The sequence below is a fragment of the Brevundimonas kwangchunensis genome, assembly GCF_039523815.1.
Taxonomy (GTDB): Bacteria; Pseudomonadota; Alphaproteobacteria; order Caulobacterales; family Caulobacteraceae; genus Brevundimonas; species Brevundimonas kwangchunensis.
The window spans coordinates 268,652-285,281 of sequence record NZ_BAAAGA010000005.1 but is presented as its reverse complement, the minus strand read 5'-3'; the positions used below and the strand labels follow the sequence as shown (position 1 = coordinate 285,281).

13 protein-coding genes are annotated in these 16,630 nt (G+C 68.2%); 9 read left to right on the top strand and 4 right to left on the bottom strand.

Features of this window, described 5'->3' with window-relative positions:
- Positions 1 to 120 precede the first annotated feature (120 nt).
- Positions 121 to 411 (top strand): FAD assembly factor SdhE, encoded by a 291-nt coding sequence (locus ABDZ95_RS10525; RefSeq protein WP_343793456.1) that lies wholly within the window; start codon positions 121 to 123, stop codon positions 409 to 411.
- The gene (gene mfd, locus ABDZ95_RS10520) at positions 411 to 3,866 is read left to right on the top strand and encodes a transcription-repair coupling factor (RefSeq protein WP_343793454.1); all 3,456 of its coding nucleotides are present in this window, start codon (positions 411 to 413) and stop codon (positions 3,864 to 3,866) included. Before ABDZ95_RS10525 ends, mfd begins: the two co-directional genes overlap by 1 nt.
- A gap of 5 nt (positions 3,867 to 3,871) precedes the next feature.
- Here mfd and ABDZ95_RS10515 read toward each other — a convergent pair whose 3' ends face one another.
- Positions 3,872 to 5,182 carry a diguanylate cyclase domain-containing protein gene (locus ABDZ95_RS10515; RefSeq protein WP_343793452.1) on the bottom strand — a complete coding sequence of 437 codons (1,311 nt, stop codon included), beginning with the start codon at positions 5,180 to 5,182 and terminating at the stop codon, positions 3,872 to 3,874.
- A 176-nt stretch (positions 5,183 to 5,358) separates the two neighbouring features.
- Between ABDZ95_RS10515 and ABDZ95_RS10510 the strand changes: the two genes are divergently transcribed.
- Positions 5,359 to 6,309 (top strand): YihY/virulence factor BrkB family protein, encoded by a 951-nt coding sequence (locus ABDZ95_RS10510; protein ID WP_343793450.1) that lies wholly within the window; start codon positions 5,359 to 5,361, stop codon positions 6,307 to 6,309.
- Here the strand turns inward: ABDZ95_RS10510 and ABDZ95_RS10505 are convergent.
- Positions 6,272 to 6,502, bottom strand: coding sequence for a sulfurtransferase TusA family protein (locus ABDZ95_RS10505; RefSeq protein ID WP_343793448.1), 231 nt, complete (start codon positions 6,500 to 6,502; stop codon positions 6,272 to 6,274). The two genes, ABDZ95_RS10510 and ABDZ95_RS10505, sit on opposite strands and share 38 nt — an antisense overlap.
- On the bottom strand, positions 6,499 to 6,990 hold the full coding sequence (locus tag ABDZ95_RS10500) for a CinA family protein (RefSeq protein WP_343793446.1): 492 nt from the start codon (positions 6,988 to 6,990) through the stop codon (positions 6,499 to 6,501). Before ABDZ95_RS10500 ends, ABDZ95_RS10505 begins: the two co-directional genes overlap by 4 nt.
- An 81-nt stretch (positions 6,991 to 7,071) precedes the next feature.
- On the opposite strand from ABDZ95_RS10500, the gene ABDZ95_RS10495 reads away from it, so the two are divergent.
- A complete protein-coding gene (locus ABDZ95_RS10495) occupies positions 7,072 to 9,369 on the top strand; it encodes a fused MFS/spermidine synthase (RefSeq protein WP_343793444.1) in 2,298 nt (765 codons plus the stop codon).
- Here ABDZ95_RS10495 and ABDZ95_RS10490 read toward each other — a convergent pair.
- Complete coding sequence (locus tag ABDZ95_RS10490) at positions 9,366 to 10,517, bottom strand: bifunctional 2-C-methyl-D-erythritol 4-phosphate cytidylyltransferase/2-C-methyl-D-erythritol 2,4-cyclodiphosphate synthase (protein ID WP_343793442.1); 1,152 nt, start codon at positions 10,515 to 10,517, stop codon at positions 9,366 to 9,368. The genes ABDZ95_RS10495 and ABDZ95_RS10490 overlap by 4 nt on opposite strands.
- 64 nt (positions 10,518 to 10,581) lie before the next feature.
- Between ABDZ95_RS10490 and dusB the strand changes: the two genes are divergently transcribed.
- The 5 genes from dusB (at position 10,582) to hfq (ending at position 16,564) form a co-directional block, all read left to right on the top strand.
- Positions 10,582 to 11,634 (top strand): tRNA dihydrouridine synthase DusB, encoded by a 1,053-nt coding sequence (dusB, locus tag ABDZ95_RS10485; RefSeq protein ID WP_343794287.1) that lies wholly within the window; start codon positions 10,582 to 10,584, stop codon positions 11,632 to 11,634.
- Positions 11,631 to 13,928: a sensor histidine kinase NtrY-like gene (locus ABDZ95_RS10480; RefSeq protein ID WP_343793440.1), complete on the top strand. Its 2,298-nt coding sequence runs from the start codon at positions 11,631 to 11,633 to the stop codon at positions 13,926 to 13,928. The genes dusB and ABDZ95_RS10480 overlap by 4 nt, the downstream gene beginning before the upstream one ends.
- A 9-nt stretch (positions 13,929 to 13,937) precedes the next feature.
- Complete coding sequence (gene ntrX, locus ABDZ95_RS10475; protein WP_343793438.1) at positions 13,938 to 15,353, top strand: nitrogen assimilation response regulator NtrX; 1,416 nt, start codon at positions 13,938 to 13,940, stop codon at positions 15,351 to 15,353.
- Positions 15,350 to 16,213, top strand: coding sequence for a D-amino-acid transaminase (locus ABDZ95_RS10470; protein WP_343793436.1), 864 nt, complete (start codon positions 15,350 to 15,352; stop codon positions 16,211 to 16,213). Before ntrX ends, ABDZ95_RS10470 begins: the two co-directional genes overlap by 4 nt.
- A 105-nt stretch (positions 16,214 to 16,318) precedes the next feature.
- Entirely contained in the window at positions 16,319 to 16,564 is a 246-nt protein-coding gene (gene hfq, locus ABDZ95_RS10465) for an RNA chaperone Hfq (RefSeq protein WP_131249128.1), read from the top strand.
- Positions 16,565 to 16,630: the final 66 nt, after the last annotated feature.

Below are 16,630 nucleotides of genomic sequence, written 5' to 3'. Positions count from 1 at the left end.
AGCTGGCGAAGGCCGCTCTGGAACGCTATCTGCACCGTCACATTCAGAACTGCGGTGCAGTTCAACCAAACTCTTCAACGGGCAAGGATTCTTGTGACCGATACGAACGCGTGTCCTGACGTGAACAGAGAGGCCCGACTGGGCCGGATCGCCTTCCGCGCCTGGCGCCGGGGCTTCCGCGAGGCCGATCTGGTGCTGGGGCCGTTCTCCGAGCAGGTCGGACCGACGCTGGACGATGCCGAGCTGGACGTGTTCGAGGCCATGCTGATGGAGGACGACGACCACGCCCTCTACGCCTGGATCATCCAGACCGTCCCGACGCCCGAGCGCTACGACGGTTCGGTGATGACGAAGATCCGCGCCTTCATGGCCGAGCACGTATCCGCCGCCGTCGCCGAAGGAGCAGGTTGATGGATGCTGCTGCGCCCCGCCGCGGGGATCAGGAACTGGGCGGCGCGCCCGAGGGGCTGGACGCCCTTATGGTAGCCGAGCGGCTGAAGGCCGACGGCGGCGTCGGCGTCTTCGTCGCCCGAGACTATGCCCGCATGGGCGAGTTCGTTCAGGCCTTCCGTTTCTTCGCCGACGGCGTCGAGGTCATCGAATTTCCGGCGTGGGACTGTCTGCCCTACGACCGGCTGAGCCCGACTTCGGCCATCTCGGCGGAGCGGATGGCGGCCCTGACCCGTCTTGCCTGTCGCGACGCCTCGGACACGAAGCCGGTTCTGTTCGTCACGACCGTCGGCGCGGCCCTGCAACGCACCCCGCCACGCGAGGTGACCTGCGGCGCGGGGTTCGAGACCACGGTCGGCCTCGATCTCGATACGGTAGCGCTGGAGCGCTACTTCGCGGCCAACGGATACATGCGCGCTTCGACGGTGTCGGAGCGCGGCGAGTTCGCCGTGCGGGGCGGGGTGATCGATGTCTTCCCACCGGGCTTCGACGAGCCGGTGCGTCTGGACATGTTCGGCTCGGAGCTGGAATCGATCCGCACCTTCGACCCGGCGACCCAGCGCTCAACGGGCCAATTGCGCAGCATTTCGCTCGCCCCGGTATCCGAGGCCCTGCTGTCGCCCGAGGCCATCTCGCGCTTCCGCACCGGCTATCTGAACCTGTTCGGCGCGCCGGGCGACGACCCGCTCTATGCGACAGTCAGCGAGGGCGCGCGGCGTCAGGGCATGGAGCACTGGCTGCCGCTGTTCTACGAGCGGCTGGAGACCCTGTTCGATTACCTGCCGGACAAGGCGCGCCTGTTCCTCGACAACCAGGTCGAGGCCGCCCGCGCCGAGCGCTGGAACCTGACCTCGGACGCGTACGAGGCCCGGCGCGATGCCTCGCAGGGCAAAGGCGGGGCGGCCAATCGCGCCCTGCCGCCATCGCGGCTCTATCTGACCGAGGCGGACTGGCACACGGCGCTCGCCGGGCGCTGGGTGCGTCGCCTGACGCCGTTCCAGACCTCCGGCGAGGACGCCGGCGGCCGTCTGGGCAAGTCGTTCTCGGCCGAACGGTCGCAGGACAGCGTCAACCTGTTCGAGGCCGTGGCGCGCCACGCCGAGGCGCTGAAAGCCAAGGGCCGGCGCGTGCTGTTCGCCTCCTGGAGCGAGGGTTCGTCCGACCGTCTGGCGTCCATGCTGTCCGACCACGGGCTGGAGCATGTCATCGCGGTGCGGAACTGGGCCGATGTCCAGGCGGCGCCGGCCGGCGTCTATCTGCGCGGCGTCCTGCCGGTCGAGCATGGCTTCGAGACCGATACGCTGGCGGTCATCTCCGAGACGGACATCCTCGGCGACCGTCTGGCCCGGCCGCGCAAGAAGCGCCGGGCTTCCAACTTCCTCGCCGAGGCCTCAGCCCTTACGGCCGGCGATCTGGTCGTCCACCTCGATCACGGCATCGGCCGCTACGACGGCCTTAAGACGCTTGAGATCCAGGACGCGCCGCACGACTGTCTGGAGCTGATGTACGCCGGGGAGAGCAAGCTCTACCTGCCGGTCGAGAACATCGACCTGCTGACGCGCTATGGCTCGGACTCCGACGGCGCCCAGCTGGACCGTCTCGGCGGCGCGGGCTGGCAGGCGCGCAAGGCCAAGGCCAAACAGCGTCTGCGCGATATGGCCGAGGGCTTGATCGCCCTTGCCGCCAAGCGCGCGCTGCGCACCTCGGACGCCATCACCCCGCCACAAGGCCTGTTCGACGAGTTCTGCGCCCGCTTCCCTTATGAGGAGACGGACGACCAACTGAACGCCATCGGCGACGTGCTGGAGGATCTGGGCAAGGGCACGCCGATGGACCGTCTGGTCTGCGGCGACGTCGGCTTCGGCAAGACCGAGGTCGCCCTGCGCGCCGCTTTCGTTGTCGCCATGAGCGGTCAGCAGGTGGCCGTCGTCTGCCCGACGACCCTTCTGGCGCGCCAGCATTTCAAGACCTTCTCCGAACGCTTCGCCGGCTGGCCGGTGAAGGTGCGCCACCTGTCGCGGATGGTCACGGCCAAGGATGCGGCCGAGACGCGGGCAGGGCTCAAGGATGGCTCGTTCGAGATCGTCGTCGGCACCCATGCGGTGCTGAGCGAGCAGGTCGGGTTCAAGGACCTGGGCCTGGTGATCGTCGACGAGGAGCAGCATTTCGGGGTCAAGCACAAGGAGAAGCTCAAGTCGCTTCGCGCCGACGTGCACCTGCTGACCCTGACCGCCACCCCGATCCCACGGACGCTGCAGATGGCGCTGTCGGGCATCCGCGAGATGTCGATCATCGCCACCCCGCCGGTCGATCGTCTGGCCGTCCGGACCTACGTCGCGCCTTGGGATCCGGTCATGATCCGCGAGGCATTGCTGCGCGAGAAGTATCGTGGCGGTCAGGCCTATTACGTCGTGCCGCGCCTGAACGACCTGCCGGACATCGAGAAATTTCTTCGCGAGCAGGTGCCGGAGATCAAGTTCGTGGTCGGCCACGGCCAGATGTCGCCGACCCAGCTCGAAGACGTGATGAGCGCCTTCTACGACGGCAGCTACGACCTGTTGCTGTCGACGACGATTGTTGAGTCCGGACTTGACGTTCCGACGGCCAACACATTGATCGTGCACAGGTCCGAGATGTTCGGCTTGGCCCAGCTGCACCAGATCCGGGGCCGCATCGGCCGGGCCAAGGCGCGGGCCTTCGCCTATCTGACCACGGACGCCCACAAGCCGCTGTCCCTGTCGTCCGAGCGCCGGCTGCAGGTGCTGCAGTCGCTGGACAACCTCGGCGCCGGCTTCCAGTTGGCCAGTCACGACCTCGACCAGCGCGGCGGCGGCAACCTGCTGGGCGACGAGCAGTCGGGTCACATCCGCGAGGTCGGCGTCGAGCTTTATCAGCAGATGCTGGAGGACGCCGTCGCCGAACTGCGCCAGTCGGGCGAGGGCGCCGGCGTGGTCGACCGTGGCTGGTCTCCGGCCATCAACGTCGGCGCAGCCGTATTGATTCCAGAGGATTACGTCCCAGACCTCAACGTCCGTCTAAGCCTGTACCGCCGCCTGTCCGACGCAGACGGCACGGAGCAGCGCGAAGCCTTGGCGGCCGAACTGATCGACCGGTTCGGCCCTCTGCCGGACGAGGCGAAGCAGCTTCTGCGCATCGTGGGGATCAAGGCCAACTGCAAGACGGCGCACATCGAACGCATCGACGTCGGGCCCAAGGGCGCGGTGCTGACCCTGCGCAACAATACCTTCCCGAACCCGATGGGGCTGGTCGGCCTGATCCAGAAGAACCACGCCTTCTGGAAGATCCGGCCGGATCAGAAGATCGTCGTGAAGGGCGACTGGGATACGCCGGAGGACCGCCTGAAGGTCGCCGAGCGCATCACAGCCGATCTGGCGCGGGTGGCCGGGGCAAACTGAGGGCGTCAGCCGCCGCGAATGTCGGCCGACGCCCGCTCCAGCACCACGGCGGGCGATTCGCCGGGCATGACCTCGGCGACGCCCACCTCGAACTCGACCACGAAGGGCGTCTTGTCCGGGCCGGCGTCGAAGGCGGTGCAGCCGATCACGGCGGCGATCCGGTCGGCGGCGATGCGGGCTTCCGGGCCACGCGTGGAGGGCAGGGCGAGGGCGAAGACGTCCGGGGCCAGCCGCGCGGCCGTGTCCTCGGTGCGGATCAGGCGCGAAACCATGGCCCCGATCTGGGGCAGGGCGCGATCCAGCCAGCCGCCGGCGCGCGCCTCGCGGATGGCGTCGTTCTCGGACACCTTCAGCACAGCCACCGACAGCGGACGACGACGCAGCCGCGCGCCCTCGGCGATCCGGGCCAGATGGCTGGCGAACAGCTCGGGCGTGAACAGGCCGGTGGCGGGATCGGTCAGGCCCGAACCCCGCACGCTTTCCAGCGCCTTGCGGATCACCAGATGCCGCCGGTGCGCTTTGGCCAGGGCCACGATCCGGATCGCAGTCTCTTCTTCCGGCGTATCGGCTGCGGCCACATCGGCGAAGCCGCGGTTGTACAGTTCGGCCAGATTGATCTCGCCGGAGCCGCGCAGATAGAGGACAACGGGGATGTGATACAGGCGGGTGTTCCGCTTCATGCCCGAGGCGATCGACAGGGCCGGGGCATGATCCTCGGCGCCCCACAGCACCGCGGCGTCGAACGGCCGCTCATGCAGATAGTCGAACGCCGTATAGGGGGTCGGCGCAGCCACGACCTCGCAACCGCGCTCGGTCAGGGCGTTGGACAGGGCGATGAAATGCCGGTCCGGCTTGCCGGCGGCCAGCACCCGCAGCGGCGTCTCGTCCGGCTCTCCGGGCGTCAGAGGCTCTCCGCGGGCGGCGAAGGTCGCCTCGCGCAGGCTGACTTCTTCCTCGGCGATGGCCGAACGGACCAATCCTTCCAGACGCAGAGCGGCCTGAGCGGCGTGCGGCGGCGCGGACATGGCGATGTCGGCTAGCCCGTCCTCCCAGCCGGTCGCGGCCTCGCCGATGGCCAGCACGGGCAGACGGCGCGGCGACACGGTCTGGCGCATGGCGCGCACGCCCTCAGCGGCGTCCGGCAGACTGGCGTCCAGCACGATCGCTTCCAGCGGCCAGTCGATCAGGACCTGCACGGCTCCCGCCAGCGAGCGGGCGGTGACGGTGCGCCAGCCCAAGGCGTCCAGCCCCTGACACAGCGGGCCGATCAGGCCGTCATCGGGCGCGACGACCAGAATTCGCGGATCGGAATGCAAGGACTACGTCTCCAGTCCGCCCCAACCCCCAGGGCAGTCCATCGGGCGCGGACAATAGCGATGCAGATACCACTGAGGCAACGGCATCCGCCGGGATTTCCCCTGCGTTACCAAGGACGGTTTCTCCTGTCCCAATTTGGGGTATGGGTGGCGGTTCGGGATTTCGGGGCTCGGGCTTGAACGACACCAACACCATGGCTGCGGCGACGCGGTGGGCGACCCCGCTGGCGTGGGGCAAGCTGGCGGCGAGGGCCTTCGCGCGCAGCTGGGGCCGTGACGTCATGCTCTACACGGGCGGCGTCTCCTTCTTCGCCCTGTTGGCGGTCTTTCCGGCCATCGCCATCCTGATCGGCTTCTACAAGGCGGTCCTCTCCATCGGCCAGGTCAGCGAGCAGGCGGCGGCCCTCGCCGACGTCATGCCCCATGCCGCGCGCGCCATCTTCCTTCAGGAGATCACCCGCTTGGCCAACGCCTCGGCCCGCACCGTGTCGGCCCAGAGCTTCTTCGCCCTCGTCATCGGCGGCTACGCCGCGCACCGCGGCTTCAAGGCCCTGCTGGCCGGCCTCAACCTGATCCACGACGAGAAGGAGCCGCACGGCTTCTTCAAATTCAATCTGCTGGCCTTCTTCGTCGCCGTGGCGGCCTTCCTGCTGTTCACGGTCGTCTCAGGCGCCGTGGTCACCTCGCGCCTGCTGGAGCACACCGGCCCGGGCGCCGCGCCTGCAGCCAGCGGCATTCAGCTGGACGGCCTGTGGCCCGCGCTGGGCCTCGCGATCGGCCTGACAATGCTCTACCGCTACGCCATGTCCCACAGGACGCCGGTCGCCTGGGTTCCGGCGATCGCGGGCGGAGTGGTGGCTACCGTGATGTCGACCATCTCTTCGTGGCTGTGCGCCATCTATGTCGAGCAGATCGCCCCGCTGGGCGCGACCTACGGCTCGGTCGGCTCGATCGTGGTGCTGCTGATCTGGCTGTCGTGGAACGTCAACGCCATCTTCTACGGCGGCGCCTTCACGACCGAGATGGAGATCGCGGCGAAGGGGCAGACCCCGACCGGTCCGCAGTCGGTCGAGGAAGATGAGACCGTGGTCAGCCTGTCGGAGCGCCGGGCGTCTCGACCTCGATAGTCAGGACGCCGTCGGCCTCCTCAACGCCGATCACCTTGCCGCCCAGATCCGCCATCAGGAACGGCACATCGATCCGGGCCATGGGGTCGGTCGCCAGCAGGGTGATCCGGGTACCCGGCACGGAGCCGTGAACCGCCTTCTGCAGTTTCAGGCTGGGCGTCGGGCAGCGATGGCCGCGGGCGTCGACGATCATGCCTCGATCCAGTCCAGCAGCAGGCGCAGCGCCGTCCGGACGCTTTCCAGCCGCACCTCGCTGCGACCGATGTCGCCGAAGCGTTTCTCGACATGGATCAGGCCGGACGGCCCGCATGCGGCGAAGTGAACCAGACCCACCGGCTTCTGGTCCGATCCGCCGCCCGGACCGGCAATGCCGGTGACGGCGACCGAGATGGTGGCGTCGGAGTTCGCGACCGCGCCCTCGGCCATGGCTCGCGCCACCGGCTCGGAAACCGCGCCGTTCGTCTCGATCATAGCCGCCGGAACGCCCAGCATGCCGGCCTTCGCCGCATTGCTGTAGGTGACGAAGCCGCGCTCGACGACGGCCGAAGATCCGGCGACGTCCGTCAGCGCCCCGGCGACCAGTCCGCCGGTGCAGCTCTCGGCGGTCGAGACCATCAACCCGCGCGCAGACGCCTGGGCGACCACCTGCCGGGCGAGGTCCTGAATATCGTCGGGGAACATGCGGTCAGGGCTTTCCGAAGGGGAGGCGAGTCGGGCTAGGGTGCCGTCCGCGCCGTTTGGGCGCCAGCATACGGGGCGGGCATGAGCGACACCACCTTGGACACCGCGCCCGGCCTTCCGGCCGACCGGCTGACACCGGCGCTGTTCGCCCTGGCGATCTTCACCTCCGCCTCGCTTGTGTTCGTGGTCCAGCCGATGGTGACCAAGCTGGTCCTGCCGATGCTGGGTGGTTCGCCCTCGGTCTGGAACACCTCGATGGTCTTCTTCCAGACAGCCCTGCTGGTCGGCTACGGCTATGCCCACGCCCTTCAGCGGATCGGTTCAATCAAGCTGCAGGTCGGCATCCATCTTGGCCTGCTGCTGCTGGCGGGCCTGTTCCTGCCGCTGCATATCAATGAATGGCTGGGCGACCCGAACCCGTCGGCGCCCATCGGCTGGCTGCTGGCGACCCTTGCCCTGTCCGTCGGTGCGCCCTTCGCCGTCTTGTCGGCCACCGCGCCCCTGCTTCAGGCCTGGTACGCCCGCGTCCGGGCCGGCTATCCGGACGGCAAGAACCCCTACGTTCTCTACGCCGCCTCGAACCTCGGCAGCTTCCTGGCCCTGCTGTCCTATCCGATCATCATCGAGCCGCTGACCACCCTGTCGGGCCAGCGCTTCGGCTGGACCGGCGGCTACGTCGCCTTCATGCTGATGGTGGTCCTGCTGGCCTTCGTGGTCTGGCGACGCCGCCTCGACACCACGTCCGAGCCCGCGCCTCTGGCGAAGTCGGCGCCGATGTCCTGGATGGACAGGGGCATACTGATCCTGCTCGCCGCCGCGCCGTCCAGCCTGATGATGGGCGTGACCACTCACCTGTCGACCGATGTGGCTTCTGCCCCGTTCCTGTGGGTCATCCCGTTGGCGCTGTATCTGCTGACGTTCGTGATCGCCTTCCAGGACAAGCCCTGGATCCCGCTGCCGATCACCCTGGTGATCCAGGCCGCGGTCGGGGCGGTGTGCGTGCTGATCGTCGCCTTCCGCTCGGCCAACTGGGGCATGGCGTTCGGCGTTCACCTGACCGCCTTCTTCTTCACGACCCTGATGTGCCACCAGTTGCTGGCGGCGCGTCGTCCGGCGCCGGACCGTCTGACCGAGTTCTATCTGCTGATGTCCCTCGGCGGCGTGGTCGGCGGCGCCTTCACCGCCCTGATCGCCCCGACCGTGTTCAACATGGTCTGGGAGTATCCGCTGGTGCTGGTGCTGGTCGGGCTGGCGCGACCGTGGGGCAAGGGACCGATCGGGCGGTCGGAGATCATCGCCCTGTCGGTCGCCGCTGTCGTGGCCCTGTCGCCGGTCGTGCTCTCGACCTGGCTGAACGGCAATGATGGGGCACGGGGCGCCTTCTATCAGATGTTCCCCGGCGGGATCGGGCAGGTGGCGATGCTGATGCTGGTGCCGGCCGCCATCGCCGCCTTCCTCGTCAGGGACCGCGCGCTGGTCTTTACCGCAATCCTGCTGATGATCGCGACGTCCTCTCAGTGGATCGCACGCGGCTATGACTGGAGCTATTCCGAGCGCAGCTTCTTCGGGGTGATGCGCGTCGCCAACGTGCCGGATCCGCAGATGGGCGGCGATGTGCATGTGATGATGCACGGCACGACCCTGCACGGCGCCCAGGCCCGCAACGAGCTGAACGAGTGCGCGCCGACCCTCTACTACAACACCGCCACGCCGATCGGTCAGTCGGCCCTGATGGTGCAAGCGCGCGGTCCGGCGCGGATCGGCGTCGTGGGGCAGGGCTCGGGCGCCATGGCGGCGTACAAGCGCGCCGAGGACCGGATGACCTTCTTCGAGATCGATCCGATGGTGGATCGACTGGCCCGAGCTCCGCAGTGGTTCAGCTACATCTCCAACTGCGCCGAGGGTCCGATCGACACGGTGCTGGGCGATGCTCGCCTGACGCTGGAGAAACAGCCGGCCGGAACCTACGACCTACTGATCATCGACGCCTTCTCGTCGGACGCCGTACCGACCCACCTGCTGACGCGCGAGGCAATCGCCGGCTATCTGCATCTTTTGAAACCGCACGGCGTGGTGCTGCTGCACCTGTCGAACCGCAACCTCGACATCACCCTGCCGGCCATCGCCGCCGCCCAGTCGCTGGGCAAGGCGCACATGCACCAGCTCTATATCGAAAAGACCGGAGCGCCTGAAATGGCGGAGGCGTCGACCGAGGCGATCATCATCTCTCCGACGCCGGAGGGTCTGGCGGACTTCGGGGCGGACAGCCGCTGGAAGACGCCGATGGATACCAGCGTCCGGCCCTGGAGCGACGATTACGTCAACCTGTTCGGCGCCCTGTGGCGCAGCCAGTTCCCGCCGCCCGAGCGGCCGTACTAGGCCGGCAGTTCGACCGTCGCCACCGCTTGGGCCGCGAGGCCTTCGCCACGGCCGGTGAAGCCAAGGCCCTCGCTGGTCGTGGCCTTCACGCTAACCGCGTCCAGCGGCAGGTCGAGGATCTCGGCCAGTCGTTTGCGCATGGCCTGACGGTGCGGCTTCACCTTGGGTTGCTCGCAGATCAGGGTCACGTCGACGTTCGACAGCCGCCCGCCGCGTGCCTTCACCAACCCGACGGCGTGCTTCAGAAACACGTCTGAGCGCGCGCCTTTCCATTGCGGATCGGTCGGCGGGAAGTGGTCGCCGATATCGCCCTCTGCAATGGCCCCCAGGATGGCGTCGGTCAGGGCGTGCAGGCCGGCGTCGGCATCCGAGTGCCCGATCAGGGTCTGGTCGTGCGGAATCTCCAGTCCGCACAGCCAGACGGATTCGCCCGGCCCCCAACGGTGGACGTCATACCCCTGACCGATGCGGATGGTGCGGGGCACAAGCGCTTCGGCCATGGCGAAATCCTCGGGATAGGTGAGCTTCATCAATCGGGCGTCGCCTTCGACGATTCGCACGCGGCCGCCGGCACGCTCGACCACGGTCGCTTCATCGGTCGCGACTTCGCCGGCTGGCCAGATGGCGTATGCGTCAGCGAGGGTCTTCAGGCGGAAGGCTTGCGGGGTCTGCGCGCGCCACAGCGCCTCGCGCTCGACCGATCTGGCGACAAGGCCGTCCAACGCGCGGCGAAGGCTGTCCGCCACCGGAAGGGCGGGCAGGGCGCCGTCGGCCTCGTCGAGCGCCCGGATGCAGCGGTCGATCACGGCGGCGGACAGGAACGGGCGGGCGGCGTCATGCACCAGTACGGGCCGCTCTCCGGATCCACCCAGCGCGTCCAGTCCGGCCTTCACAGATTCAGCCCGAGTCGCGCCGCCACAGACGGTGCGCCAGCCTGACAGTCCGGTCAGGGCCTCGGTGGCTTCAGATTCCGAACCGGCCGGAATGACCACCACGACATCTTCCGCGCCGCGCTTCAACAGTGCCTCGACCGACCAGCGGATCACGGGCTTGCCGCCCAGCGCGCGCCATTGCTTGGCGCCGCCCGAGCGTGATCCGGAGCCGGCGGCCACGACGATGGCGGCGAAGGCGGGGAGAGGCGAGGTCATGTCCGGCCTTCTAATCGCCGCCGTCATGCTTGACGAGAGCGGTTCGAACGGCGGTAAGGGGCGGATGAGCGCAGGCCTTCAGATTGGCGATGTTTGGGTGCCCGGACGGGTGCTGACCGCCCCCATGACCGGGATCACGGATCTGCCGTTCCGCCTGCTCGCCTCCCGGCTGGGCGCGGCCTATGTCGCCACCGAGATGGTCGCCGCCGCCGAACTGGCCCGCGCCCGCCCGGATGTCGTGCGTCGCGCGGCGGTCGGGGACGGGCTTCCGCTGACCGTGATCCAGCTGGTCGGCCGGGATCCCGAAGCGATGGCCGAAGGCGCGCGCATGGCCGAGAAGGCCGGGGCCGACATCGTGGATCTCAACTTCGGCTGTCCCGCCAAGGAAGTCACCGGCGCCGCCTGCGGCTCCGCCCTGATGCGTACGCCGGACCTCGCCTGCCGCCTGATCGAGGCTGCGGTCAACGCCACCAGCCGTCCGGTGACCGTCAAGATGCGCCTCGGCTGGGACGACACCAGCCGCAATGCCCCCTTGATCGCCCGCCGCGCCGAGGAGATCGGCGTGAAGGCCGTCACCGTCCACGGCCGTACCCGCCAGCAGTTCTACACGGGCAAGGCCGACTGGCTGGCTGTCCGCGACGTGAAGGCCGCTGTCTCTATCCCGGTCGTGGTCAATGGCGACATCCTGACCGCTGACGACGCCCGGAACGCTCTGGACCAGTCAGGCGCGGACGCCCTGATGCTGGGGCGCGGCATCTACGGCCGCCCGTGGCTTGCCGCGCACCTCGAGCGCGCGCTGGCCGACGGCACGGTCCTGCAGGAGCCTGGGCGCGAGGAGCGGCTGGCGATCGTCATTGAACATCTGCAGGCATCCATCGCCTTCTACGGCCTGCCGCTAGGTCTCAAGATGTTCAGAAAGCATCTGGGCTGGTACGTCGAACAGGCGCCTTGGCCCGCGGATGCGCAGGACCGCCGCGCCGCCAAGAGCCGCCTCTGTCGGCTGGACGATCCCGGCGACGTTGAACGCGAGCTCGCCGCCCTGTGGCGAAATGTGACGCTTTCTGGCAACTCCGCTGTTGATATCGCGCCACAGTTCGCGGAAGCTGGCGGGGCATGACGGACACACCGGCCGCCGCTGACCCTGACGCCCCGACCGCCTCGCGCGGGCCGGCGCGCTGGTTGGCCGGCTGGTCAGAGGAGCGCCGCCGCAACGCCTTCATCCTCGCTTTCGCCCTGGCGCTGATGGTGACGACGGCCTGCATCTGGCTGGTCGCCGTGGCGCCGGACGTCGGTGGAGAGGGGCGTAGAGCCTCGATCAGCCACATGGTGCTGGCCTTGCTGATCGCGAACTTCGTCCTGATTGGCGTCTTGGCCATGATCGTCGGCCGTCGCGCCCTGACCCTGTTCCAGCGACGACGCGGCGACGCCGGCGCCCGGCTGCACCTGCGTTTCGTGATCCTGTTCTCGTCGGTGGCGCTCGTCCCTGCGGTTCTGATCGCCCTGGTCTTCGGCGTTCTGGTGAACCGGGGCATGGACCAGTGGTTCAGCGAGAACGTCTCCTCCGCGGTTCAGAACGGCGCGAGCATCGGAGAGGCCTATCTCGAGGACGTCTCGAAGGAGATGGACGGCGACCTGACCGTCATCGCCGAACAGCTGGTCGGCGCGCAGCCCCTGTTCAATCACCGGATCCAGTTCTCGGACGCCCTGATCCAGCTGGCGGAGTTGTTCGGCTACCCCGCCATCTACATTCTGGACGGCGACGGCGCGGTGCTGGCCAGTGGCGAGGGGCCCAATGCGCCGCCCTATGTCGCGCCGCCGCAGGACATTCTTGAAGCCGCCAGCGAAGGCGGAGAACCGCCCCAGCAGGTGACCGAAAGCCCGGATGCGGTGCGGTCTCTCATGGTCTTGCCGGCCTATGGCGACGCCTACCTCTACCTGGTCCGCCCGCTCCAGCCCGGCCTGATCGCCCAGATGCGCAACGGCGAGGAGTCCATCGTTGCCTATCGGGAGGCCGAGGAGAGCCGCGCCCGTATCCAGGCCGTCTTCGCCCTCAGCTACATCGAGACCGCTCTACTGGTTCTGGTAGGCGCGGTCTGGCTGGGCATGTCGGCGGCCAATGCGATCTCCGCACCCATCGGCCGGCTGGTCGAGGCCGCCGACCGCATTTCCGGTGGGGACCTGACTGCCCGGGTGGACGACGCTGACGGCCCCGGCGAGATACGCACCCTATCCGCCGCCTTCAACCGCATGACCGGCGATCTGGAAACGCAGCAGGCCGCCCTGCGCGCCGCCAACGAGGAAGCCACCGGCCGCAGTCGCTTCATCGAGACCGTGTTGTCCGGTGTCTCCGCCGGCGTGATCGGCGTCGACCGTCAGCGCCGGGTCTCGGCCATCAACGACAGCGCCGCCGAACTGCTGGCCATCACCGACCCCGAGATCATCGGCAAGGCCTTGGGCGAGGTCTCGCCGGAACTCAGCGAGCTCGCCGGTCGGGCCGAAGCCCATATCGAGGAAGAGATCGACGTCAGCCGCGAGGGTGAGACCCGTCGTCTGCGCGTCCGCATCGAGGGCGGCGTCGGCGGCGAGATGGTCCTGACCTTCGATGACATCACCCGTCTGGTCACGGCCCAGCGCAACGCGGCCTGGCGCGACGTCGCCCGGCGCATCGCCCACGAGATCAAGAACCCGCTGACGCCGATCCAGCTGTCCGCCGAGCGACTGCGCCGTCGCTACCGCGCCCAGGTCGGCGAGGACGTCGAGGTGTTTGACCGCTGCACCGAGACCATCATCCGCCAGGTCGGCGACATCGGCCGCATGGTCGACGAGTTCTCGTCCTTCGCCCGTATGCCGGCCCCGCGCTTCACCTCGGAGAACCCGGCCGAACTGCTGCGTGAGGCGGTGTTCGCCCAGCGGGTCGCCGCGCCGGAGATCGGCGTCGAATTGATCGAGCCCCTGCCGCGCGTGACCCTGCACGCCGACCGGCCGATGATCGGGCAGGCGCTGACCAACATCCTGAAGAATGCGGGGGAGGCCGTCGCCGCCCGTCGCGAGAGCGACCCCCGTCCGGACGACGGCAAGCGCCCCGGCATCCGGGCGAAGCTGTTGGTCGAGGACGGCGTGGCGACCTTCGTCGTCGAGGACGACGGAATGGGCCTGCCCGCGAAGGACCGCGACCGCCTGACCGAACCCTATGTGACCACGCGCGAGAAGGGGACGGGCCTCGGCCTGGCCATCGTCAAGCGCATCTGTGAAGAACACGGCGGCGAGCTTAAGCTGGCCGACGCCGAGGACCTGACGGGCGCTCGCGTCTGTCTGCTACTGCCCCTGAAATCCTCAACGCAACCGACCGGCACGGCCGGGGAGAAGGGCGCGAAAGCATCCCGAGCCTCGACCCTCCCGGCGGCGGAATAGAGAGTCATCATGCGATCCACCGGAGCCGACATTCTGGTCGTCGACGACGAGGCCGACATCCGCGAACTGGTCTCGGGCCTGCTCGAGGACGAGGGGCACGCCGTCCGCGTGGCCTCCAACTCGGACGAGGCCATGGCTGCGATCCGGGCGCGCCGGCCGTCGCTGGCCCTGCTCGACATCTGGATGCAGGGCGGCGGTCTCGACGGACTGGAGCTGCTGGACCTGATCAAGGAGCTGGATCCGGACCTGCCGGTCGTCATGATCTCCGGCCACGGCAATATCGAGACGGCCGTCAGCGCGCTTCAACGCGGCGCCTATGACTTCATCGAGAAGCCGTTCAAGTCGGATCGTCTCGTGGTCGTGGTCCAGCGCGCACTCGAGGCCTCCCAGCTTCGCCGCGAGAACCGTCGTCTCCGCGCCCAGGTCGCCGTTCCGACCGGCCTGATCGGCAAGTCGGCCGCGGCCCAGACCCTGCGCAGCACCATCGCCAAGGTCGCCCCGGCCAACAGCCGCGTCCTGATCTCGGGTCCGCCCGGCTCGGGCAAGGAACTGGTCGCCCGTCAGATCCACGAAGCCAGCGCCCGCGCCCGTGGCGAGTTCGTCGCCATCGCCGCCGCCGGCATGACGCCTGAACGCCTCGATACCGAGCTGTTCGGCGAAGAAGGCGCCGACGGCCGCCCGCGCAAGATTGGCGTGTTCGAGCGCGCCCACGGCGGCACCCTCTATCTCGACGACGTCGGCGACATGCCGCGTGAGAGCCAGAGCCGCATCCTGCGGGTGCTGGTCGAACAGCGCTTCCGCCGCGTCGGTGGCGAGCAAGACGTGCAGGTGGACGTCCGCGTGGTCACCTCGACCTCCCGCGACCTCAAGCAGGAAATCACCGAGGGCCGCTTCCGCGAGGACCTGTTCCACCGCCTGAACGTGGTGCCCATCCGCGTGCCGGCTCTGTCCGAGCGCCGCGAGGATATCCAGGAGCTGGTCGACTACTTCATCGAGAGCCTCGCCACCTCGCAGGGCTTGCCGCGCCGCCGTCTGGGCGACGACGCCATCGCCGTGCTTCAGGTACACCCGTGGCCCGGCAACGTCCGCCAGCTGCGCAACAATGTCGAACGTCTGCTGATCCTGGCGACCGGCGACGTGAACGAGCCGATCGGCGCCGACGCCCTGCCGCAGGAGGCGACCAACGCCAACTCGACCGGCGCCCTGGGCGCGGAACGCATCATCGCCCTGCCGCTGCGCGAGGCCCGCGAGGTGTTCGAGCGCGAATATCTGGCCGCCCAGATCATGCGCTTCGGCGGAAACATCTCGCGCACCGCCGCCTTCATCGGCATGGAACGCTCAGCGCTGCACCGCAAGCTGAAGTCGCTGGGCGTTTCGCCGGCCCGGGGTGGCGATGAGGAAGAAGAAGGACCGACCGAGGAATGAGCCGCGTCGCCTACGTCAACGGCCAGTACGTCCCGCATGGCCACGCCACCGTCCATATCGAGGATCGGGGCTATCAGTTCGCTGACGGCGTCTATGAGGTCTGGTCGGTGTTCGACGGCGGAATGGCGGACTTCGACGGTCATATGACCCGCCTGCATCGCAGCCTGACCGAGCTCCGCATCGATATCCCGATGTCGCGCGAGGCCCTGACCCAGGTGCTGAAGGAAACGATCCGCCGCAACCGCGTGAAGAACGGCATCGTTTATCTGCAGGTCACGCGCGGCACAGCTCGACGGGACCACCCGTTCCCGCCGCCGGGCACGCCGCCCAGCGTCGTGGTCACCTCGCGCTCGATCAGCCCGCTGAAGACCGACGCCATCGCCGAAAAGGGCGTGGCCGTCGTCACGACGCCGGACATCCGCTGGGGGCGCTGCGACATCAAGACGGTCGGCCTGCTGCCCAACATCCTCGCCAAGCAGATCGCCAAGGACCGCGGCGCCTACGAGGCCTGGATGGTCGACGACATGGGGCTGGTGACCGAGGGCTCCTCGACCAACGCCTGGATCATTGACGAGCACGGCAAGCTGCGCACCCGCGACACCCAAGCCAACATCCTGAAGGGCTGCACCCGCACGACCCTGCTCGATATCCTCAAGGAAGAGGGCATCGAGCTGGAGGAACGCGCCTTCACGGTCGAGGAGGCCAAGCGCGCGAAGGAGGCCTTCTTCACCGCCGCCGGCGCCTTCGTGATGCCGGCCGTCTCCATAGACGGAGTGAAGATCGGTAACGGCAAACCGGGTCCGGTCGCGACCCGTCTGCGCGAACTCTACATCGAGCGCGGCCACCGCGACGCCATCTAGGCGTTGCGGCGCAGCGCTGCGGCCCGCTAAGGTGCCGGGCCGGCGTCGACCGGCCCCGCGCCGCTCCTCCGGCCGGAGAACAACAAAGAACGGGAACTACCCGCCATGTCGCAAGACAAACGCCAGAACCTTCAGGACACCTTCCTCAACTCGGTTCGCAAGACCAAGACGCCTCTGACCATCTTCCTGGTCAACGGCGTCAAGCTGCAGGGCATTGTCACCTGGTTCGACAACTTCTGTGTGCTGCTGCGTCGCGACGGCCAGTCGCAGCTCGTGTACAAGCACGCCATCTCGACCATCATGCCTTCGGCGCCGGTCCAGCTCTATGAGCCGGACGCCGACGAGGACTGATCACGTCCCGCCGTTGCGGCGGCTGATGAGTGAAAAGTGCTGGTGAGCGAGATGTGAGCCAGATGC

Coding starts and splice junctions, on each gene's coding strand:
- ABDZ95_RS10480 (WP_343793440.1), top strand. CDS start 11,631: ATGACGGACACACCGGCCGCCGCTGACCCTGACGCCCCGACCGCCTCG.
- mfd (WP_343793454.1), top strand. CDS start 411: ATGGATGCTGCTGCGCCCCGCCGCGGGGATCAGGAACTGGGCGGCGCG.
- ABDZ95_RS10505 (WP_343793448.1), bottom strand. CDS start 6,502: ATGATCGTCGACGCCCGCGGCCATCGCTGCCCGACGCCCAGCCTGAAA.
- ABDZ95_RS10495 (WP_343793444.1), top strand. CDS start 7,072: ATGAGCGACACCACCTTGGACACCGCGCCCGGCCTTCCGGCCGACCGG.
- hfq (WP_131249128.1), top strand. CDS start 16,319: ATGTCGCAAGACAAACGCCAGAACCTTCAGGACACCTTCCTCAACTCG.
- ABDZ95_RS10500 (WP_343793446.1), bottom strand. CDS start 6,990: ATGTTCCCCGACGATATTCAGGACCTCGCCCGGCAGGTGGTCGCCCAG.
- ntrX (WP_343793438.1), top strand. CDS start 13,938: ATGCGATCCACCGGAGCCGACATTCTGGTCGTCGACGACGAGGCCGAC.
- ABDZ95_RS10470 (WP_343793436.1), top strand. CDS start 15,350: ATGAGCCGCGTCGCCTACGTCAACGGCCAGTACGTCCCGCATGGCCAC.
- dusB (WP_343794287.1), top strand. CDS start 10,582: ATGAGCGCAGGCCTTCAGATTGGCGATGTTTGGGTGCCCGGACGGGTG.
- ABDZ95_RS10490 (WP_343793442.1), bottom strand. CDS start 10,517: ATGACCTCGCCTCTCCCCGCCTTCGCCGCCATCGTCGTGGCCGCCGGC.